An 18,485-nucleotide genomic window follows, 5' to 3' on the forward strand; every position below is an offset into this window, starting at 1 on the left:
AATGAATACCGGGAAGCAAGCTAAACGTCTTTCGCCAAGTGCTGAAACATTACGAAGGTTGATGTTGCGGTCTGGTAACGAATGTGCTTTTCCGGATTGCGGTAACTCAATTTTTAATGACAATGATGAATTAATAGGGGAGTGCTGCCATATTGAAGCCGCAATGCCGGGTGGTGAACGTTTCAACCCGGCTCAAACGCTTGCCGAGAGGCGAGCATTCGAAAACCTGATCTTCCTGTGCCATCAACATCATATCGAAACGAATGATGTTTCGGTGTATACTGTACCGGCCTTAAAAAGAATCAAAGAAAATCACGAAATCAGGTTTCGGGAAAAACCATTTCAAATCAAAGCCGGGTATGTGGAGCAGGTTTTAGCAACCTTTAAGGACATTGAACATGGCGTGACCGCAACTTTGGCTACAGTAGAGCGGATTGAACAAAAGCAGGACACGATTCTTAAGATGTTTGAGGGAAATCAAGAATTAAGTAGTGACCAAAAAAATTACTCCTATTTCTTCGGCGCTCCGTCAGCCATGCAATTTAAAGGTCGAACCAAAGAACTAGCTCAATTAAAAGCCTCATTTAAAAACTATAATACCATCCTGGTAGGAGGTATTTCTGGAGTTGGTAAAACAAGTTTCATCAGCGCTTTCTCGAAGTCTGTAAAATCGCATAAACTACTTTGGATTGATTGTGAAGTGGAAATAACCGTTGAATCGTTCCTTTTGCTTTTATCGCAATTCATGAAGCAGGAATTCAGAGACGATGGAATCGGAAGGATATCGTCGGAACCGGATCAGGACAAATCCGATTCTGTTATTGTTGCCGCCCTTAACAAATATCCGGCATTTATAGTATTCGATGCTTTAAACTCTTCAAGCCATGAACTTATTCGTTATATAAGGCTTTTCAATAAGCAGGTTAGCAATTCAAAAATTATAGTCAATACAAACATTGATATAGATACATCATCCTGGCATAATACAGTCTCAAAAATCCTTTTACAAGGTGTCGATAAAAAAACTTTCTCATCACTTTTAAAGTCCTATCAAATAACGGGATTGTCCAACGAAATTGCTGAGGTATTGTATACTTTACTCAATGGTCATCCATTGCTTTTGAAGCTGACATCTTCACTGTTTTCATATCAACCGGCGAACTTAGTTATTGAATTTTTGGAAAAACGTGGTTCCGAGGAAATTGGTGAATACATAAGGGTTAAAATATTTGAAAACTTGAACAATGACGAGATCGAATTTATTAGGGCAGCCACAGTCCTTGGAATTCCGTTTAGGCACTCATTTGGGGACTCTCTGAATCTTGAAAAACCGGCAAGCGTTTTTAGGAGCTTAAAAGGAAAGTTTTTACTGGAAAACAGATATCCGCCGTTTTATGTCTTGCCGGAATTTATTAGAATTTACGCAGCTCAAAAGTATAACGAAAATTTGCCCCAATATCACGAAGCCTGTGTAAAATACCTTGATTTAATTAAAGATAATGTTGCGGTATTTGAATTCCATTATCTAATTCACCATGCTCTTGCCGCGCACATGACAGATTTTGCCAAGAATGAGGCTGAATTTCTTTTATCCTCCCTGATACGATTCGGCAGCTTTAATCTAGCATACAAAATCGCAGATGATCTTCTGTCTCGAAAAGGGACCGAGGATTGGAGCCTTTTGTTTTATATTCAAGGTAGGGTGTTAAGGTTTCAGGAAAACTACCAGGCTGCTTTACGTAAATATGAAGAAGGCATCAGCATCAGCAAGGATGAAACGGCAACAAATGTTTTGTTGTCAGAGCGCGCCAGTATTTTAATTCATTTAGCTACGGAATTAAATGATAATAAACTAAGGGAAAAAGCTATTACCGATTTCAAAGTTTTGGCTCAGTCATCAGACATTCCGATTCAAGCTAATGCTAAATTAAGTCTTGCAACCGACTTATTGCACTCGCGAAAGTACAAAGAGGCAATTAGTATTATTAAAAACCTTTTGAGTTCAATTAGCCCAACTGACACCAGGCCAAACAGCCTTGCAAACACGTGGCAATTATTAGGTAACGCTTACAGCAGTTCATCCAGGTTTAAAAAGGCAATCGCCTGCTTCGATAAAAGTTTGAATTATTACAAAGATGCCGTCGAAAAATTTGGCATGCAATCGTTAGAAGGTTTATACCATTTGCACGAAAGTTATGCCTGGACGTGCGTGAGATCGGGCGACATTAAGAAAGCAGTACAGATATTTGAACATAATGTAATGTTATGCAGCGAATACGATTTAGGTACCAAAGCAGAAAAAGCTTTGTTCGATTTGGGTTACCATAATATATTAGCCGGTGATTTTCAAAGTGCCTGTGAAGTGTTGCAGGAACATTATTCCTTTATCATTGACCACGATTTGCGGGGAATATCAGACATGAAATTTGTCTATGGTACTTTAATGTTTGTACACTGGCAGGCGGGCGATTACGAAAATGCCACTGAACTTTTAGGCTTATATATCATCGAATGTCATAAGGAAAAAACCTGGCCTGCTGCCATGATCATGGAAGAAAGTATGATGCAGGAGCGTCCGGATATTCTCGAATATTTTAAAAAGCGAGCGTATATGCTGATTATACCCAAGCCATATGACACGAAAGATTTAATGGAGTGGGTAACACAAGCAATAGCTAAAAACCCGTTTGTTGAAGGGCCGCTCAAAGCTCTTCAATTCCTTAAAAAGGAATGAATACTGATACATGATTTGACAAAATAGCCGCCGAATTTTGTCGAAGTCTTTCATAGTTCGTCATCCCTCCAGAGAAAAGGTCACAGCAATTTGCCTTTAGCGCATCCTGTTTATTATAAAAACTGGAAACCGTTATTACTGGCAATAGTTACCAGCGGTTGAAGCAATTCAAGATATTTCTTACTGTTAAAGTGCTCGTTTTCTAATGAAGGAAATATGGTAAGATAGTCTTCCAGGAATTTATTTTTAGGAAATTGATGCTGCACTATTTCTTTTGCCGCATATTGCAGTTTGTAAAATGGTTCGAAGTAAGCTGGCAAGTTAGGCAACTTGTCATTTTTAGAGCTGTTGAAAGACCTATCAGCAGGAATTAGGTTCCATATCAGGTCGTGTGAGACAAACGCATATGGTATAAAATGTTCAACAGCATAATTCCCAACCGTTAAGCGGCTATTAGTATAAATACAATCTACGCTGCCTAATTCATTCAGCACAATATCCCAAAACTTTCTGCGCTGCTCCGTTAGATTTTTTCTTATGGGTGATTTGATAAGTTTATTGGGTATGTCCGGAACATTAGGATTCTTACTTTGTAAATACATCGCAAGATTCCAGTAACAAAAATCCTTCAACACCCTTGCATTCTTTTGTAAGTAATTGATCCACGCCGGATTGACTTCAATTTTGTCCTTATAAAGGGCATACGGGCAGTTGTTTGAATAAGTTTGGGACTGCAGGTACGCCAGGTTCATATCATCTGCTCTAAACCAAGGACTTAAAAACCGGTGAGGTACCTCCGAATTAAAGTAATTCAATTCCTTCAGGGAAGCTTTATTAGTAGTTAGGGTAAGCTTCTTAAAAATACTTGCTTTATCTGCATCGATCGTCAAATGCTCCAGGGCCTTTATTTGCTCAACAGCATGCTGTAATTTATCCTGCTTGCCGAAAGAAATATGAAAGTAATTAATAGTAAACCAGGAGTTTGCGATCATTTCTGCAAACAGATCGTTTTTGGCGATAACACTTTCGCCGGTTTCAATTCGTGATAATATCGCCAGGAACCAATAAAACTTATAGGTTGCAGAGGTATTGTTAAAACACGCTGAAAGCAGATGGATCGGAAGGTTTGATTCGCCTGGTAGGTTCAATGCTTTAAATTATGGATAGCAATATACTAAGGAAGTAAGTATAAGTCTACAGAATACTTCACAATGAAATTTATGGATATACTTAAAACCTATTCTGCACATGAAAAAACGCTGCAAATTTGTTTATCTTCCTATTCATCCGTAGCCCCCGTAAAGCGTAAATGCCTACTAATTCCATAATTTGAAAGATAAGCTTCAGGATGTTCCTGCGCTTCGTACCAGCGTAAGGGTACCTGCACTTCAGTACCATCCCTTTCTTCAACCGCGTAATCCAGGCATCTCAATACTTCTTTAGGTGGTAAAAATCCCTCATTGTCCTTCAGCAGAAATAGGCGATAATGTTTGCCTTTCCTATTTTTTAACGGAATAGTTCTTTCCTTAATTATGCCTCTACCAATCCAACTTGTAAGAGTTTTGCCATTTAGGTTAAATTCACGACTCAATTCGTTTTCACTGTAGTAAAGTTCTTCATGTCCACAGATGTTTGATGGAATAATACCATCCAAGATCGCTTGTTGGCATATCCCGCAGCGCAATCCTGAATGATCATACCAGCCTCCCTCGGCACTACGCCGGCATATTTGGCAAGTATATCCTTTGTCCTCAAACAAATAACCATTCGGTTCTTCTTTTAGGCGATTGTCGCGTTCTGCTGTGGTTAGTACTTGTTCCACAGCTAAATTCGCAATACGGTACAAAAAGTCAAGCACTTCTTCGGCCTGATTTTCGGTAATATCTGTGCCATGCTCTTTAAGCATGGTAACTGCTTGTTTTGGTGTTACTGATCTATGCGATTTGCGGGTATTTACTCCAAAACTCTCGGAAAAATTACCGTTATCTACCTTCGGGTACTCTTTCACAACTTGCTTTGATTTTTTTGGAGCTTCTTTTGCCCTTTTGAAATCTGAATCCATTATTGGAGCAATTTCAGTGTTTTCACCAGGTAAATCTGAAAGAGTAGCTTTTCCGATGAATTTATCCATTGTAATATTATAAATACGGAGCAGCTTAACTAAAACCTTCAACGGCATTTCCATGGTGGCCTGTTCAAAGGCGGCATACTCTGCCTCGGAGATACCGAGCATATAAGCTACATCTGCAAGTATTAATTCATTTGCTTCGCGATAAAACTTTAAGCGTTCCGGTATCCCATTCATGAACATAACATTGTTATTTAGTAAAGTTATGAAAATTGGAGCCATACAACGCGGCAAAACCTTTTGCGAACTTTATTAAGAACGCGAATTTCAACCGTCACAATTATAACTTGGACCGGTACAAATACGGTACAAGAAAATTTTGATTATTCAGAAGTAAATCGTAAATTGCTCACAGTAAATGAGATACGTCTTTATTTTTTCAAGATAATTGAGCCGAAGATTAGATTTCTAATCTGTAGGTCTTTGGTTCGAATCCAAATGGGATCACTCACAAGAAAAGCCGTTTCAGTTACCAGGAAACGGCTTTTTTTGTACATGAGGGCTCTTTTGAGGGCCTGCCATATCTTGAATCGACAGTCGTCGTGTCAGCTTGCCCCGGAACATAGTGGTCAAGTTCAACAGAATCTCCACCCACCAACGAGTATTGTATCAACTTTGTAGCCCCTGTAAAAGTCATTACTAAGTGAGTTCATATGTGCTATTTCCCCGGTAAGCGAGTTATAGACTATACGAAAGTCTGGTTCTTTTTTCAGTAAAGCACAGCAGTCGGCGCAAGCCCGAATTGCTTTTTAAAGGCAAAGGAGAAATGAGACAGATTCTCGAAGCCCAACTCAAGATAAATGTCTTTGGGCTTTTGGCTTTGCTGGTGGATGAGAAAGTAAGCTTCTTCCAATCGCTTTTTTGTCAGCCAGCGTCCGGGCGTGTCGTTATAGATTTGCTGGAAGTCACGCTTGAAAGCGGATAGGCTCCTGCCTGTCAGAAACGCGAAGCGCTCCAAAGGGACATTAAACCTGAAGTTCCGGGTCATGAAAGCTTCGATGTCTATCTTTTGCGGCGCACCGAAGTTGAACAATACGGCAGCAAGGCCTGGGTCGTTTTTGAGCAGGATCAATAGCAGTTCTTCCCGCTTGAGATCCGCAAAAGCTTCCTCGATCTCGGCCTCGCCCCTATAATAGGGTTCGAGGGAATGGATGAAGCTGGTGAGTAGCTGATCGTCCTTGACCGGCCGGATGGAATCGTCTGATGTGGCGATGCCGGTATCTACCCGGTGCCGGGCTAAAAACCGTTTTAGAAAAGCTTCATCCAGCACGATGACGATCTTTTTAAAGTCACCGTCCTGCTGCTGCTTGGTGTATCGCAGCAAATGGTTTTTACGGGCGATGCAGCTATCGCCGGGATGAAAGTGGTAATGCTTGTCGCCACTGTATGCCAGCATAGAGCCTTTTAGGAGGTACAGAAAGAAATGATCGGATATTACCTGTTCGGGAGATATTCCGGGCCCTAAATGACAGGATTGCAGACTACTGGTGATCATGCTCAAAAATACTTAATTCAAAAGACTATCCGCACTTGCCAATATCACTTCTTCCTTACTGCGAGGATGCCAATTCAATACCCGCTGTGCCTTTGCGTTGGAAATGGCGATATAAAAGGATTCATCCAGCGGTTTCAAGTCGGCGATGTTTCCGGCGTATTCGGGTCTTTCTTTCCGGATAAGCTCAGCCACGTCGTAAAGGCTCATGACCCCGATGGCTGTTGCCAGGAAGCGCTCGCCCGCTGCGGCCGGATGTGTCATTGCTTTGAGGTGAATATCGGCTACATCACGCACATCCACCACGCCAAAAGTGAAGGGCAGCGTTTCTTTGATCTGGCCATCCAATATGCCTTTCACAAAGCCGATAGAGGTGGAGAAGTCTTTTCCCAGGGCAGGGCCAAATACGCCAACCGGGTTTATTACGGTGAGTTCCATGCCGTGGCCCTCGCTGTTGATCCAGTCCCAGGCAGCTTTTTCGGCAATCGTTTTAGATTTGATGTAGGCGCGGTCTGTCAGCTCGGGGTCTGTCCAGTCTTCTTCGGTAAAGGTGTAGCCTTTGGGATCTTTGCTGTAGCCGATGGCAGCAAAGGATGAGGTTAATACCACGCGTTTCACACCGGCATGGCGGGCGGCTTTCAATACCCGTAACGCGCCATCCCGTGCGGGTATAATAAGGTCGTTGGCATCTTCGGGTTCTTCGGCAGGAAATGGGGAAGCTACGTGCAGCACATAGGTGCAGCCATCAGCTGCCCAATTCCAGTTCAGGTCATTAGTCAGGTCTGCTTCCACAAAGGCGAGGTTTTCAAAGGATTTGATTCCGGCTCCTTTGAGCAGGTTAATTACTTCGTCTTTTCTTTTTAAGGAGCGAAGGGTTGTTTTAACAGTGTAGCCTTGTTGTAAGAGTTGAAGGATACAATAGATGCCAATGAAGCCTGTGCCGCCTGTTACTAATACGGTTGGCTGTTTGATGTTATTTTCCATGTTGAATTTTCTTTTGACAAAGATGGCGCTAATGCGGCTTGCCTGTTTTGTTTAGAAGTTCAACTTTGTTTTGTTTAAAAGTCCAGGAGATTTGATTTTGCTTTAAGCCGCTGACTATAAGGTGTAGCGCATAACTGTGTTATCTACCAAGTGGATAAAGCATCTTAATTCCAATCTGACTTTTTATTGATGTTAAAGTAACACTTAAAATTGCACTGAATTCCTTATGAAAAATTCTCATATCGCTGGCAAGTAAATATTAATATTTGTTTTTTCGGTATATCTATCGAACTTAAAATGAATGTTTATTTAACAATTAATTTAAGTTTTTATTTGATTATTGATTTAATTGATTTAGATTAGTAATACAATTAAAACCTAATTATAGTTCCCTCTACACGGTGAATTTTTATTGACTGGTAAACAAATTAGTTGTTTTCAATGAAGACGGACTGTAACTATTATAAACATCAAATTTATAATGAAATCAATTGAGTTAAATCATACTGACGACGTTTTATTGTTACAGCAAATAGAACAGGGCAGTCAACATGCATTTAATTTATTATATGAAAAGCATTGGGGGAACGCCTATTCCGAAGCATATAAACGTTTAAAGGATTCGGATCAGGCAAAAGATATAGTCCAGGAAGTATTTACTCATATTTGGCTCAAAAAAGAAAGTCTCCGTATTCATAATCTACCGGCTTATTTAACAGTAGCTATACGTAATAAGGTGTTTAAACTGGTTGAAAAGCAGAAAATCATTCATCCATTCTTTGATGTTATTGATGACCTGCCTGCATCTTGTCAACAAGCTGACGACAATTTGCTTTGGAAAGAGTTTTTAATATCTTATGAGGCGCTTTTAAATACGCTTCCTCCCAAAAGGCAAATTATTTTCCGCCTTCATTATCAGAACGATTTACCAACCAAAGAAATCGCGGCACAATTGGGTCTCACAAGAAAAACAGTTCAAAACCAGCTCCTAAAAGCTATTGAAAAATTGAAAGTGTCATTATTACCCTTCCTTTCTTTATTGATCATTTTATTTTGGGCAATAAAATAATTAGGTCTGTAAAAAATAAATTTTTTAGTGGAGTGGGACTTTTGGTTGTTTATAGGTCATATCTATAATCAATAGTACAACCTATTTTAAATGGACAAGCAATATTTTCTTGAACTGTTGCATAAATATCTCAATAATGAAGCAACAGATGAAGAACAGCAATTTTTAGTTAAATATTACGAGTTGTTTTCTGCCGAGCCAGATATTATTTCTCTATTGAGTGATGAGCAGAAGAAGGAAATCAAGGAAGAAATAAATGCCTCAATTTGGGAAAGCATCGATAAACATAACGGGGTTGATAAAAAAATAATACGCCTGAAAACCTGGGTCAACAAAATAGCAGCGGCAGCGGCAATCATAGGAGTTTGTGGCATAGGATATTTATTCTTACACAATAAACCGGTTGTTAAACCTCCCCAGTCATACTCGGCCCATCGGCCAAAACCTAACCTGTTTCTGGTACTGCCTGACGGAAGCCGGGTAATACTCAGTTATGGTAGCAAACTTAGTTATGCTTCATCATTTGATGGCCTTGCGAAACGCGAAGTATATCTTACCGGTGAAGCCTTTTTCGACATAAAACATAACAACTTAAAACCTTTTATTGTACACACCGGTAAAATAAAAACAACTGTGTTGGGTACTGCATTTGATGTAAAAGCAGTGCCTGGTGATAAAACCATAACAGTCACCGTTACCAGAGGCAAGGTAAAAGTCAGCAATAATAACAAGCTCCTGGGTATTATTGTTCCCAATCAGCAGATCACCTTTGACCGGCAAAAATCCATTTCAACGCAAACTAACATAAATGCAAAAAACTACACGATCTGGACGGCGAAGGATGATTTGTATTTCGAAGATGTAACTTTTGGGGAAGCAGCCAAGGTATTGGAAGACCGGTTTAAGGTTAAAATATTATTTACAGATCAGTTGGTTAGTTCAAAACACTTCACCTCTACTTTCAATAAGTCTGCTAACCTGGATCAGGCATTAAAAAGCATTTGTGAGTTCAATGATGCCATTTATTCGTACGATAAAGCAAAGACTACCATAACCATCTCCACTAAGTCTCAAGCCAATTAAACTAAATCTCAAACCAATTAAACTTAAAGTATATGAAGAAAAAGTACCTCAAAAATCACAAACAGATCCTGTTTAAAAGAAGTCCGGATAGTTCTCCGGCATAAAAAACCCTCTGAACCATTTCCGGGGAAATAACCTCAGAGGGTCGCTAACGCTATTCGACTGCAATCGATTGTATTAGCCGGGTGTTTTAAATTTTAACATTCAATCGAAGACATTAATCACTTAAAACAAACTAAATTATGAATTTTTCCATAATTCTGGCAGAACCGCGGCATTTTGTTAAATACCCGCTTAGATTTCATCTGCTAATTGACTTAAATTTTAAACAGTGTATGAGAATCGGGATAATTTCAATGTTCATATTAGCTACTTCAATTCCTGTATTTTCAGCAGCCCCTGTAAAGAGTCAGACAATTGACCAGGTAGCGGTGAGTCTTACACTCAAGAATGAATCACTTGTAAAAGCTTTTCATAAAATCGAATCACAAAGCAGTTTTCATTTTATGTATCGCAATGATGATGTGAAAGATATTCTCAACCTGGATATTGCTGCCAGTAATAAATCGATAGCAGTAGTTCTGAAGGCTATTTTGTCTAACACTTTACTCAAATTCAGACAGATTGATGACCAGATATTAATTACAAAATCAAATCAGGATAAAGCGGCAACCGGTGAAAAAGCAGATGCCACTATTGATGTAGTAGCATCCAAAGGCATAATTAAAGGAACGGTAACCGATTCAAAGGAGAGTCCGTTAGCGGGTGTTACGGTAAAACTGGATGGCGCGATTTCATTAAATAAAGCAACAGACGTTAACGGCAACTATAGCTTCTCTAATTTACCGGCAGGTAACTATACGCTCACTTTTACTTTTGTTGGTTTTAAATCGGTAACAAAAACATTAGCATTAGGAGAGGATCAGCAAAGTGTGATTAATGTGGCGTTAACGGAAAGTACAAATGGTCTGGACGAAGTTGTTGTAACTGGTTACGGAACCCAGAAAAAGCGGGAAGTGACCAGCGCAATTACCTCTGTAAGTGCAGCACAATTTAATAAAGGTAATATCAGTGATGTTGCACAGTTATTACAAGGTAAAGTAGCCGGTCTTTCTATCGCACGCCCGGGTGGCGACCCTAACGGTGGTTTTGCCATCAGGTTAAGGGGGCTTTCTACTTTAGGAGCTAACACACAGCCGCTAATAGTGCTTGATGGCCAGGTGGGGGCTGATATTAATACAGTTGATCCAAATGATATAAAAAGTATTGACGTACTGAAGGATGGTTCGGCCGCTGCTATTTATGGTACACGCGGTTCGGCTGGCGTTATCATTATAACAACCATCGCAGGAAAGAGAGGGATGTCAAAGCTTACTTATAACGTTTCAGGTACTGAAGAAACCCCTGCTAAATTTACCAAGCATATGACAGCCGCCGAGTTTGTTGCGCTTGGCAAAGGGACAAACTATGGCTCTTCTACCGATTGGAATAAAGAAATAACCCGTTCTGCCTTTTCACATGTACATAATTTAGGTATTTCGGGAGGTGATGAACGTACTGTTTATGATGCAACTTTAAACTATCGCAATAGTCAGGGTGTTGCAATCAGAACTGGTTTTCAGCAATTAAATGGCCGTTTGAATATCACCCACAAGGCTTTGGATAACAAATTGGTCCTTAATTTAAATATAAATACTACTAACAGAAACTCACAATTTGGTTTTCCAGATGCTTTCAAATATGCAACCATTTTTAACCCCACAGCACCAGTTCATTCTACAGATCCTTTATATGATTTAACCGGCGGTGGTTTTTTTGAATCCAACTTCGTTGATTATTCAAACCCGGTGGCAATGTTGGTTCAAAATACAAACGAAGCACGGAATAAGAAATTTAACATTGGCGGAACCGCGACGTATGAGCTAACTAAAGGATTGAAGTTTGCTACTAAATATTTTAAACAAACAACAAGCATCTATCATTCAGAGTACTCCCCAACTACAGCCTTTATTTCCAGGGGCTTTCCGCTGGGCAGTGGTTTTAGCCGTTCGGGCATTTCTGCAAAATTTGATGATGAATCTGAAAACAGTTTACTTGAAAGTACCTTGTCTTACGACAAAACAATACATAAACTGGAGATTGCCGCTGTCGCCGGATATTCGTATCAGGATTTCTTCTACCAGGGATTTGATGCCCAGGGCGGTAATTTTGTAACTGATGCTTCGGGTCAGAATTTTGCAGCCGCTCTTGATTTTAAAAATGGTATAGGTGTAGTTGAAAGTTATAAAAATGAGAATAAGCTGATCTCGTTTTTCGGGCGGGTAAACTTAAACTATGATAATATCGCTTTCCTTTCGGCCAGTTTAAGAAGAGACGGTTCAACAGAGTTTGGTGTAAATAACAAATGGGGCTTTTTTCCTGCTGTTAGTGCAGGTTTTGATTTGAGCAGAATATTAAAGATTCAAAGTATAAGCAACCTCAAATTGCGCGGCAGCTATGGGGTTACCGGTGCATTACCACCGTTTCCGTATCTTTCATTGTCTACTTTATCAAATAGTGGCGGTACCTATTATGCGGGTAATGGTGTATATCTGAGCACCTACAGTGGCACCAGAAATCCAAACCCTGGTCTGAAATGGGAGAAAAAAGCTGAAACAGATATCGGGTTAGACTTTTCACTGTTAAACGGAAGGTTAACCGGTACCTTTGACTATTTTAACAGGGAAACTACCGACTTGATTTTTGACGTTACGGTGCCTTCGCCGCCGGCGTTATTCAACAACACGTGGGAAAACATTGGCGAACTGAGTAACTCGGGTGTGGAATTAGCTCTAAGTTATGAAGCTATTAAAACACCTGACTTCAGTTGGACTACCGGTGGCAATATTTCAAGTTACCACGTAGTTTTAACAAAGCTGATTGACGCTTTAAAAGGTTCGTACGTAGGGGCTACCAACCTTGGCACTCCTGGCCAGGAAGCCACGCAGTTAACGAGGGCGGTAGAAGGTCAGCCGATCGGTATACTTTACGGGCCCAAATATGTAGGTGTTGACGCAAATGGCGTATACCAGTACTCTGACGGTAAAGGCGGCACTGTTGGGTTGGCAAATGCACCACGCCAGGTTATTGGTAATGGCTTACCTAAATTTGAATTTGGGATTACCAACGCCTTTAGATACAAACAGTTCGATTTTAACTTTTTTCTTCGCTCATCTATCGGTCATCAGTTAATAAATACTTACCGCGCGTTTTACGAAAATCCAAATGTTGCAACCAGCTACAATATAGTAAATACCAAATATTTCAATCCCAAAGTTACCGATGGTGCCGCATACAGCAGTTATGACGTTGAAAAAGCATCTTTCCTGAAATTGGATAACGCAACGTTTGGCTATACTTTCAAGATTGCCAAGAGCAGTAAACCGGGGATGATTAGCAGTTTGAGAGCCTATATTTCGGGCCAGAACCTTTTCACTATTACCGGTTATACAGGTGTTGACCCGGAGGTTAGGTACGCTGACTCCGGAAATGTGTTAGCTCCGGGTATCGACCGTAGGGAGACATGGGTTTATACAAGGTCATTTACCCTCGGCGTTAATTTGGGATTTTAATTAAGGTATTTCAAAGTTTAATATATACAAATTATGAAACATAAATCATTAACAAGATATTCGTTGCTGGTGTTTCTTGCTGCGGCTTCATGTACAAAGCTGGATGAAAAAGCATTGCTCTACGATCAGGTAACTGAGGATAGTTTTTATAAAACAGACAAGCAACTGGCGGCCGCCGTGGGCGCTGCATATTCTTCTATTTATGGTTATAACGGTGCTTTCTTTAACTTAAATGAGGTTACTACCGACGAGGTTGTTGTACCAACACGGGGCGCTGACTGGGGTGACGGTGGGCACTGGGTACGTTTAAAAACACATAAAACCAACAGCACCGATTCGCAACCAGCTAATGGCTGGAGCCTTGGTTTCGGCGGGGTTACAACTTGTAACAAAATTTTGGCCGCCCTGGCAGTAAGTAAATCACCAACTGCTGCTACTTATGTAGCAGAATTAAAATGTTTAAGGGCCATTTACTACTACTGGCTGCTTGATTTGTTTGGCAACGTGCCTATCACTACTGATTTTTCGGATACCAAACCCCCTGCAACCAAAAGCCGGGCCGAAGTTTACGCTTTTATTGAATCAGAATTACTGGCAAACATTGAAAAACTACCCAAAATAGGCACGGGCGATGGCCCATACTACGGCCGTGTTACTTATTATGTTGCTGAAGCAACTTTGGCCAAGTTATATTTAAATGCCCAAACTTATACCGGAACCCCACAATATGACAAAGCATTAGCTGCATGTGATGTAATTATTAATTCCGGTAAGTATACGCTGATGAATAATTACGCCGACAATTTTTCAAGGAATAATACGGGTTCAACCGAGTCTATTTGGGCGATACCGTTTGATGGGGTTAAAGCGGGCGGCTTTAATATGAATATGGAGACTTTGCACTTGCAAAGCCAGAATACTTATCAAATGAATAACCAGCCATGGAATGGATTTGCCTCGGTACAGGAATTTTACCAATCCTATATTGACCCGGCGCAAAACCCCGGCCCGCAGGGAACTGTTGTAGGCCTTGACCCCAAAGGTACACCTACTACCGGCACACTCGACAAACGGATGCTGAATAATTTCCTTGTGGGACCTCAATACCAGGCTGATGGGGTAACCCCCTTAACGGACGGCGGTGCAGATGTGACGGATCCTAATGGTCCGCCTATTACTTTTACCCCTTACATTAACGAACTGCAGCCCAATGCCTGGAGACAGGCGGGTGCTCGTATTGGTAAATGGCAATTTTATAAAGGTATGCAGTCAAGTTTGGATAATGATTTGGCAATTTATAGATACGCCGATATTTTGCTGATGAAGGCCGAATTATTAGCCAGAAAAAGTGGCAATTGGAACGACCCGGTTACGCTTGCCTTGGTTAATCAAATCCGAACAGTACATGGAGGGGTTGCACCATTCACCAGTTTAACTCCTTTAATATTTTTAGCAGAGCGCGGCCGGGAAATGTTCGCAGAAAGCTACAGAAGGCAGGATATGATCCGTTTTGGTGTTTATAATGACGCGTACCGTTTCCACCCGGCTGATCCGGATGCTCACGTTAATATTTTTCCGGTACCCGAACCTCAAATTAATGCAAATCCAAACCTGAAACAAAACCCCGGGTATTGATAAAATGCTTTGAGTTTGGCAAAGGTGCTCTTTTAAGGAAAGCAAGTGATTTATTACTTGCTTTCCTCATTAAATACCACGGGTTTACCTAATTGACCTGAATTTTGATTTAAATGTTTGATTATTAGTTGATTGTGTTTTGCTGTTTTGATTGAGTTGTTGTCAACCCATCAGGTTTAGAAATTGCGACGGGCTACAATATTTGAACAAGGTTAAAAGGAACTTATTTTATATAAAGTGAATGATTAAAAGGGTACTTAATATTATTCCTGAGCCAATTGTATTATTGGTTTATTCTCCAATAAAACGTAGCTCCCCAAAGGTCATTTTATTTTTCACAACCTTTTGGCGTTCCGTTATGGCGGCAAAGATATATGCTTCATGCACAGAGGCCAGCTATATTCGGCAGGTACCGTTTTTTGCATTTTTATTTTTGATGGGCTGCAATCCCATCGAGCCTAAAAAAGACGAAGGCAACAAACTTTTTTCACTGCTTCCTTCATCATCCACGGGAATAACTTTTGCCAATGATGTTAAATATACCGAACAACTGAATGTTTATACCTACCGTAATTTTTATAACGGTGGGGGTGTTGGTATTGGAGATATTAATAATGACGGCTTGCCGGATGTTTTCCTTTGCGGAAATCAAAAATCAAACAGACTCTATTTAAACAAAGGCAACTTTCAGTTCGAAGACATAACCGATAAGGCTGGGCTCTCTTCGGCAGGTGTATGGTCAACGGGCGTTACCTTTGCGGATATTAACGGCGATGGGCTGTTGGATATTTATATATGTAAGTCGGGCGATTTTTCCGGAAAAAACAGAAGTAATCAGTTGTTCATTAATAATGGTAACCTGACGTTTACCGAAAAAGCGGCCGAATATGGGTTAAATAATAAAGGCTTGTGTACTCATGCTGTTTTCTTTGATTACGATCACGACGGAGACCTGGATTGCTACCTTCTTAATAATTCGTTTCGTTCGGTAGGGAACTATGATTTGATCAAAGATCAGCGTAATATTCCTGATCCCCTGGGTGGGAATAAACTGTATCGTAACGACAGTGGTCATTTTAAAGATGTGACCCAACAAGCAGGAATATACAGTAGCAAAATTGGTTTTGGATTAGGTGTAACTATTTCTGATGTAAACGGGGATGGCTGGGACGATATCTATGTTTCCAACGATTTTTTTGAACGTGATTACCTCTACATTAATAATCACGACGGCACCTTTAAAGAGTGCCTTACCGATGCAATTAGGGAATTGAGCCAAAACTCAATGGGAGCTGACATAGCCGACATCAATAATGACGGCTATCCTGATATTTATGTGACTGATATGCTTCCTGAACCGGAATCAAGGTTAAAAACAAAAACAGCTTTTGAAAACTGGGATAAGTATCAGTCCGACCTCCAAAATGGATATTATCAGCAATTCCTTCGCAATGTTTTGCAGCTGAACCAGGGCCCGGTTATGAATAAAAACTTAGCCGAAAATAAGATAAACTTCAGCGAGATAGGCCGGCTTTCGGGAGTTCATGCAACCGACTGGAGTTGGGGCGCGCTGATCTCGGATATGGATAATGATGGGTTTAAAGACATTTTCGTTAGCAACGGTATTTATAAAGACCTAACCGATCAGGATTATATCCAATTTATGGCTAACCCGATACAAGTAAGAAAAATGATGGGTAGTGAGAAGGAAGTAATTAAGAAGCTAATAGATAGCATGCCCTCGGAGGCTGTGCCTAACTATGCCTACCGAAACAATGGGGACCTGACATTTACCAATAAGGCAGCCGAATGGGGTCTTGGTGATCCGGGTTTTTCGAATGGTTCGGCGTATGGTGATTTAAATAACGATGGGACGCTTGACCTGGTGGTGAACAATGTAAATATGCCGGCATTTATCTACCGAAACAACAGCAGGAAGCTGGAGCCGGCGAATAAATATTTGAAAGTGGTATTGCAGGGCGAGGGGAAGAACCGCTTTGGCGTAGGGGCACAGGTAACGTTATACTATAATCATACATTAAACTACCAGGAGCAGGTTCCGTCGCGGGGATTTGAATCGAGCGTAGACACCCGTTTGAATTTCGGGTTGGGTAAAATAAAGGAGATCGATTCGATAGTGGTAAAATGGCCTTGCGGTAAGCAGAAAGTATTAAAAGGAGTAAAACCGAACCAGACGATCACGGTAAAGGAGGCTGAATCGGGATTGCCCGGGAAAGCAGTGAGGGGGGCAGCCGGTGCAAAGCCGGTGTTTGAGCAGAGTAGAGATAACCATGGGATAGACTTTGTGCACAAGGAAAATGACTTTATAGATTTTGACAGGGAAAAGCTGATCTTCCAGATGCACTCGGCGGATGGCCCGCGGATAGGTAAAGGCGATGTCAACGGCGATGGTTTGGAAGACTTCTATATCTGCGGGGCCAAGGACCAGCCAGGCGCATTATATGTCCAAACGCCGGCGGGTCGTTTTAAACGGAGCAACGAAAAACTGTTTGAGCAGGATAAGGCCAGTGAAGATACGGACTGTTTATTTTTCGACGCGGATGGTGACGGGGACCAGGACCTGTATGTATGCAGTGGAGGCAACGAGTTCTCGGCTAACTCGACGGATCTGATCGACCGGCTATATATCAATAATGGGAAGGGTAATTTCAGCAAATCGCAACAGGTGCTGCCGTCATTTCAGTTTGAGAGCAGCTCCTGCATAACGGCAGCAGACGTTGACGGGGACGGGGACCAGGACCTGTTTGTTGGAGTGCGGTTAAAGCCGGGTGAATATGGCTACCCGTGCAAGGGTTATCTCCTGCAGAATAATGGCAAAGGCTTTTTTACAGATGTAACCGACGAGAGGGCCCCGGGCTTAACGGAATTGGGTATGGTTACCGATGCCAAATGGTTTGATTATGACCGCGACGGAAAACCAGACCTGGTAACCTGCGGGGAGTATATGCCGATCCGGATATTCCATAATGAAGGTGGGCGTTTAAAGGAAGTAACGCGCGAAGCGGGCCTGGAGTGGAGTAATGGGTGGTGGAACCGCCTGGAGATTGCGGACATAGACGGCGATGGTTACCCGGATATAGTAGCCGGCAATCATGGGCTAAACTCCAGGTTTAAGGCAACCCGAGCGAAGCCGGTAAGCATGTATGTGGGGGACTTTAGCGGCACGGGCAGCATAGAAGATATAGTATGCACCTATAACGGCGACAAACAATACCCGATGGTACTGAGGCATGACCTGGTAGGCGAACTTCCCTACCTGAAGAAGAAATACCTGCGGTACGTCCAGTACAAGGAACAAACGATGGAAGATATATTTGGCAGGGAACTGTTACAAAAGATGGTTAAGCTGGATGCCTGCGAAATGCGGAGCAGTGTGCTGCTGAATAAGCGGAATGGCAAGTTCGTGATGAAGCCATTGCCGGTGGAGGCGCAGTTTTCGACGGTTTTTGGGCTGGTGGTGAAAGACTATGATGGGGATGGAAAAAAGGACATTGTGCTGGGGGGCAACTTTTACCAGTCAAAACCGGAAGCAGGGATCTACGATGCCAGCTATGGATTGCTGCTTAAAGGAGACGGGAAAGGTGGCTTTAGGGCAGTTAAACCGCAGGTAAGCGGCATCGTAATAAAAGGGGCCGTACGTGATATGAAAGAGATTAAAGCCGGAAACAACAAGCTGCTGATTGTAGCTAAAAATAATGATAAAACAGAGGTGTTAAGTTTTAAATAAG

10 protein-coding genes are annotated in these 18,485 nt (G+C 41.4%); 6 read left to right on the forward strand and 4 right to left on the reverse strand.

Translation table 11 applies throughout. From position 1 onward, the window contains the following. Position 1 precedes the first annotated feature (1 nt). Positions 2–2,734: a hypothetical protein gene (locus ACEN82_RS04605; RefSeq protein WP_413318068.1), complete on the forward strand. Its 2,733-nt coding sequence runs from the start codon at positions 2–4 to the stop codon at positions 2,732–2,734. 113 nt (positions 2,735–2,847) lie between these two features. On the opposite strand, the gene ACEN82_RS04610 is transcribed toward ACEN82_RS04605, so the two are convergent. The 4 genes from ACEN82_RS04610 to ACEN82_RS04625 all read right to left on the reverse strand — a co-directional run bounded on the left by ACEN82_RS04610 (position 2,848) and on the right by ACEN82_RS04625 (position 7,338). After that, complete coding sequence (locus ACEN82_RS04610; RefSeq protein ID WP_413318070.1) at positions 2,848–3,882, reverse strand: HNH endonuclease domain-containing protein; 1,035 nt, start codon at positions 3,880–3,882, stop codon at positions 2,848–2,850. Between the two features lie 131 nt (positions 3,883–4,013). Continuing rightward, positions 4,014–5,084: a helix-turn-helix domain-containing protein gene (locus ACEN82_RS04615; RefSeq protein ID WP_495644075.1), complete on the reverse strand. Its 1,071-nt coding sequence runs from the start codon at positions 5,082–5,084 to the stop codon at positions 4,014–4,016. 487 nt (positions 5,085–5,571) lie between these two features. After that, positions 5,572–6,357 (reverse strand): helix-turn-helix domain-containing protein, encoded by a 786-nt coding sequence (locus tag ACEN82_RS04620; protein ID WP_495644076.1) that lies wholly within the window; start codon positions 6,355–6,357, stop codon positions 5,572–5,574. Positions 6,358–6,369: 12 nt separating this feature from the next. Beyond that, positions 6,370–7,338 (reverse strand): SDR family oxidoreductase, encoded by a 969-nt coding sequence (locus ACEN82_RS04625; protein WP_413318076.1) that lies wholly within the window; start codon positions 7,336–7,338, stop codon positions 6,370–6,372. Positions 7,339–7,819: 481 nt separating this feature from the next. On the opposite strand from ACEN82_RS04625, the gene ACEN82_RS04630 reads away from it, so the two are divergent. From ACEN82_RS04630 to ACEN82_RS04650, 5 genes are all read left to right on the forward strand, one after another. After that, entirely contained in the window at positions 7,820–8,407 is a 588-nt protein-coding gene (locus ACEN82_RS04630; RefSeq protein ID WP_413318078.1) for an RNA polymerase sigma factor, read from the forward strand. Between the two features lie 90 nt (positions 8,408–8,497). Beyond that, complete coding sequence (locus ACEN82_RS04635; protein ID WP_413318080.1) at positions 8,498–9,490, forward strand: FecR family protein; 993 nt, start codon at positions 8,498–8,500, stop codon at positions 9,488–9,490. Positions 9,491–9,825: 335 nt separating this feature from the next. After that, positions 9,826–13,101 (forward strand): SusC/RagA family TonB-linked outer membrane protein, encoded by a 3,276-nt coding sequence (locus ACEN82_RS04640; RefSeq protein WP_413318082.1) that lies wholly within the window; start codon positions 9,826–9,828, stop codon positions 13,099–13,101. A 33-nt stretch (positions 13,102–13,134) separates the two neighbouring features. Next, the gene (locus ACEN82_RS04645; RefSeq protein WP_176628590.1) at positions 13,135–14,736 is read left to right on the forward strand and encodes a RagB/SusD family nutrient uptake outer membrane protein; all 1,602 of its coding nucleotides are present in this window, start codon (positions 13,135–13,137) and stop codon (positions 14,734–14,736) included. Between the two features lie 358 nt (positions 14,737–15,094). After that, on the forward strand, positions 15,095–18,484 hold the full coding sequence (locus ACEN82_RS04650) for a VCBS repeat-containing protein (protein WP_495644077.1): 3,390 nt from the start codon (positions 15,095–15,097) through the stop codon (positions 18,482–18,484). Position 18,485 lies beyond the last annotated feature (1 nt).

This window comes from Mucilaginibacter sp. Mucisp73 (assembly GCF_059491465.1).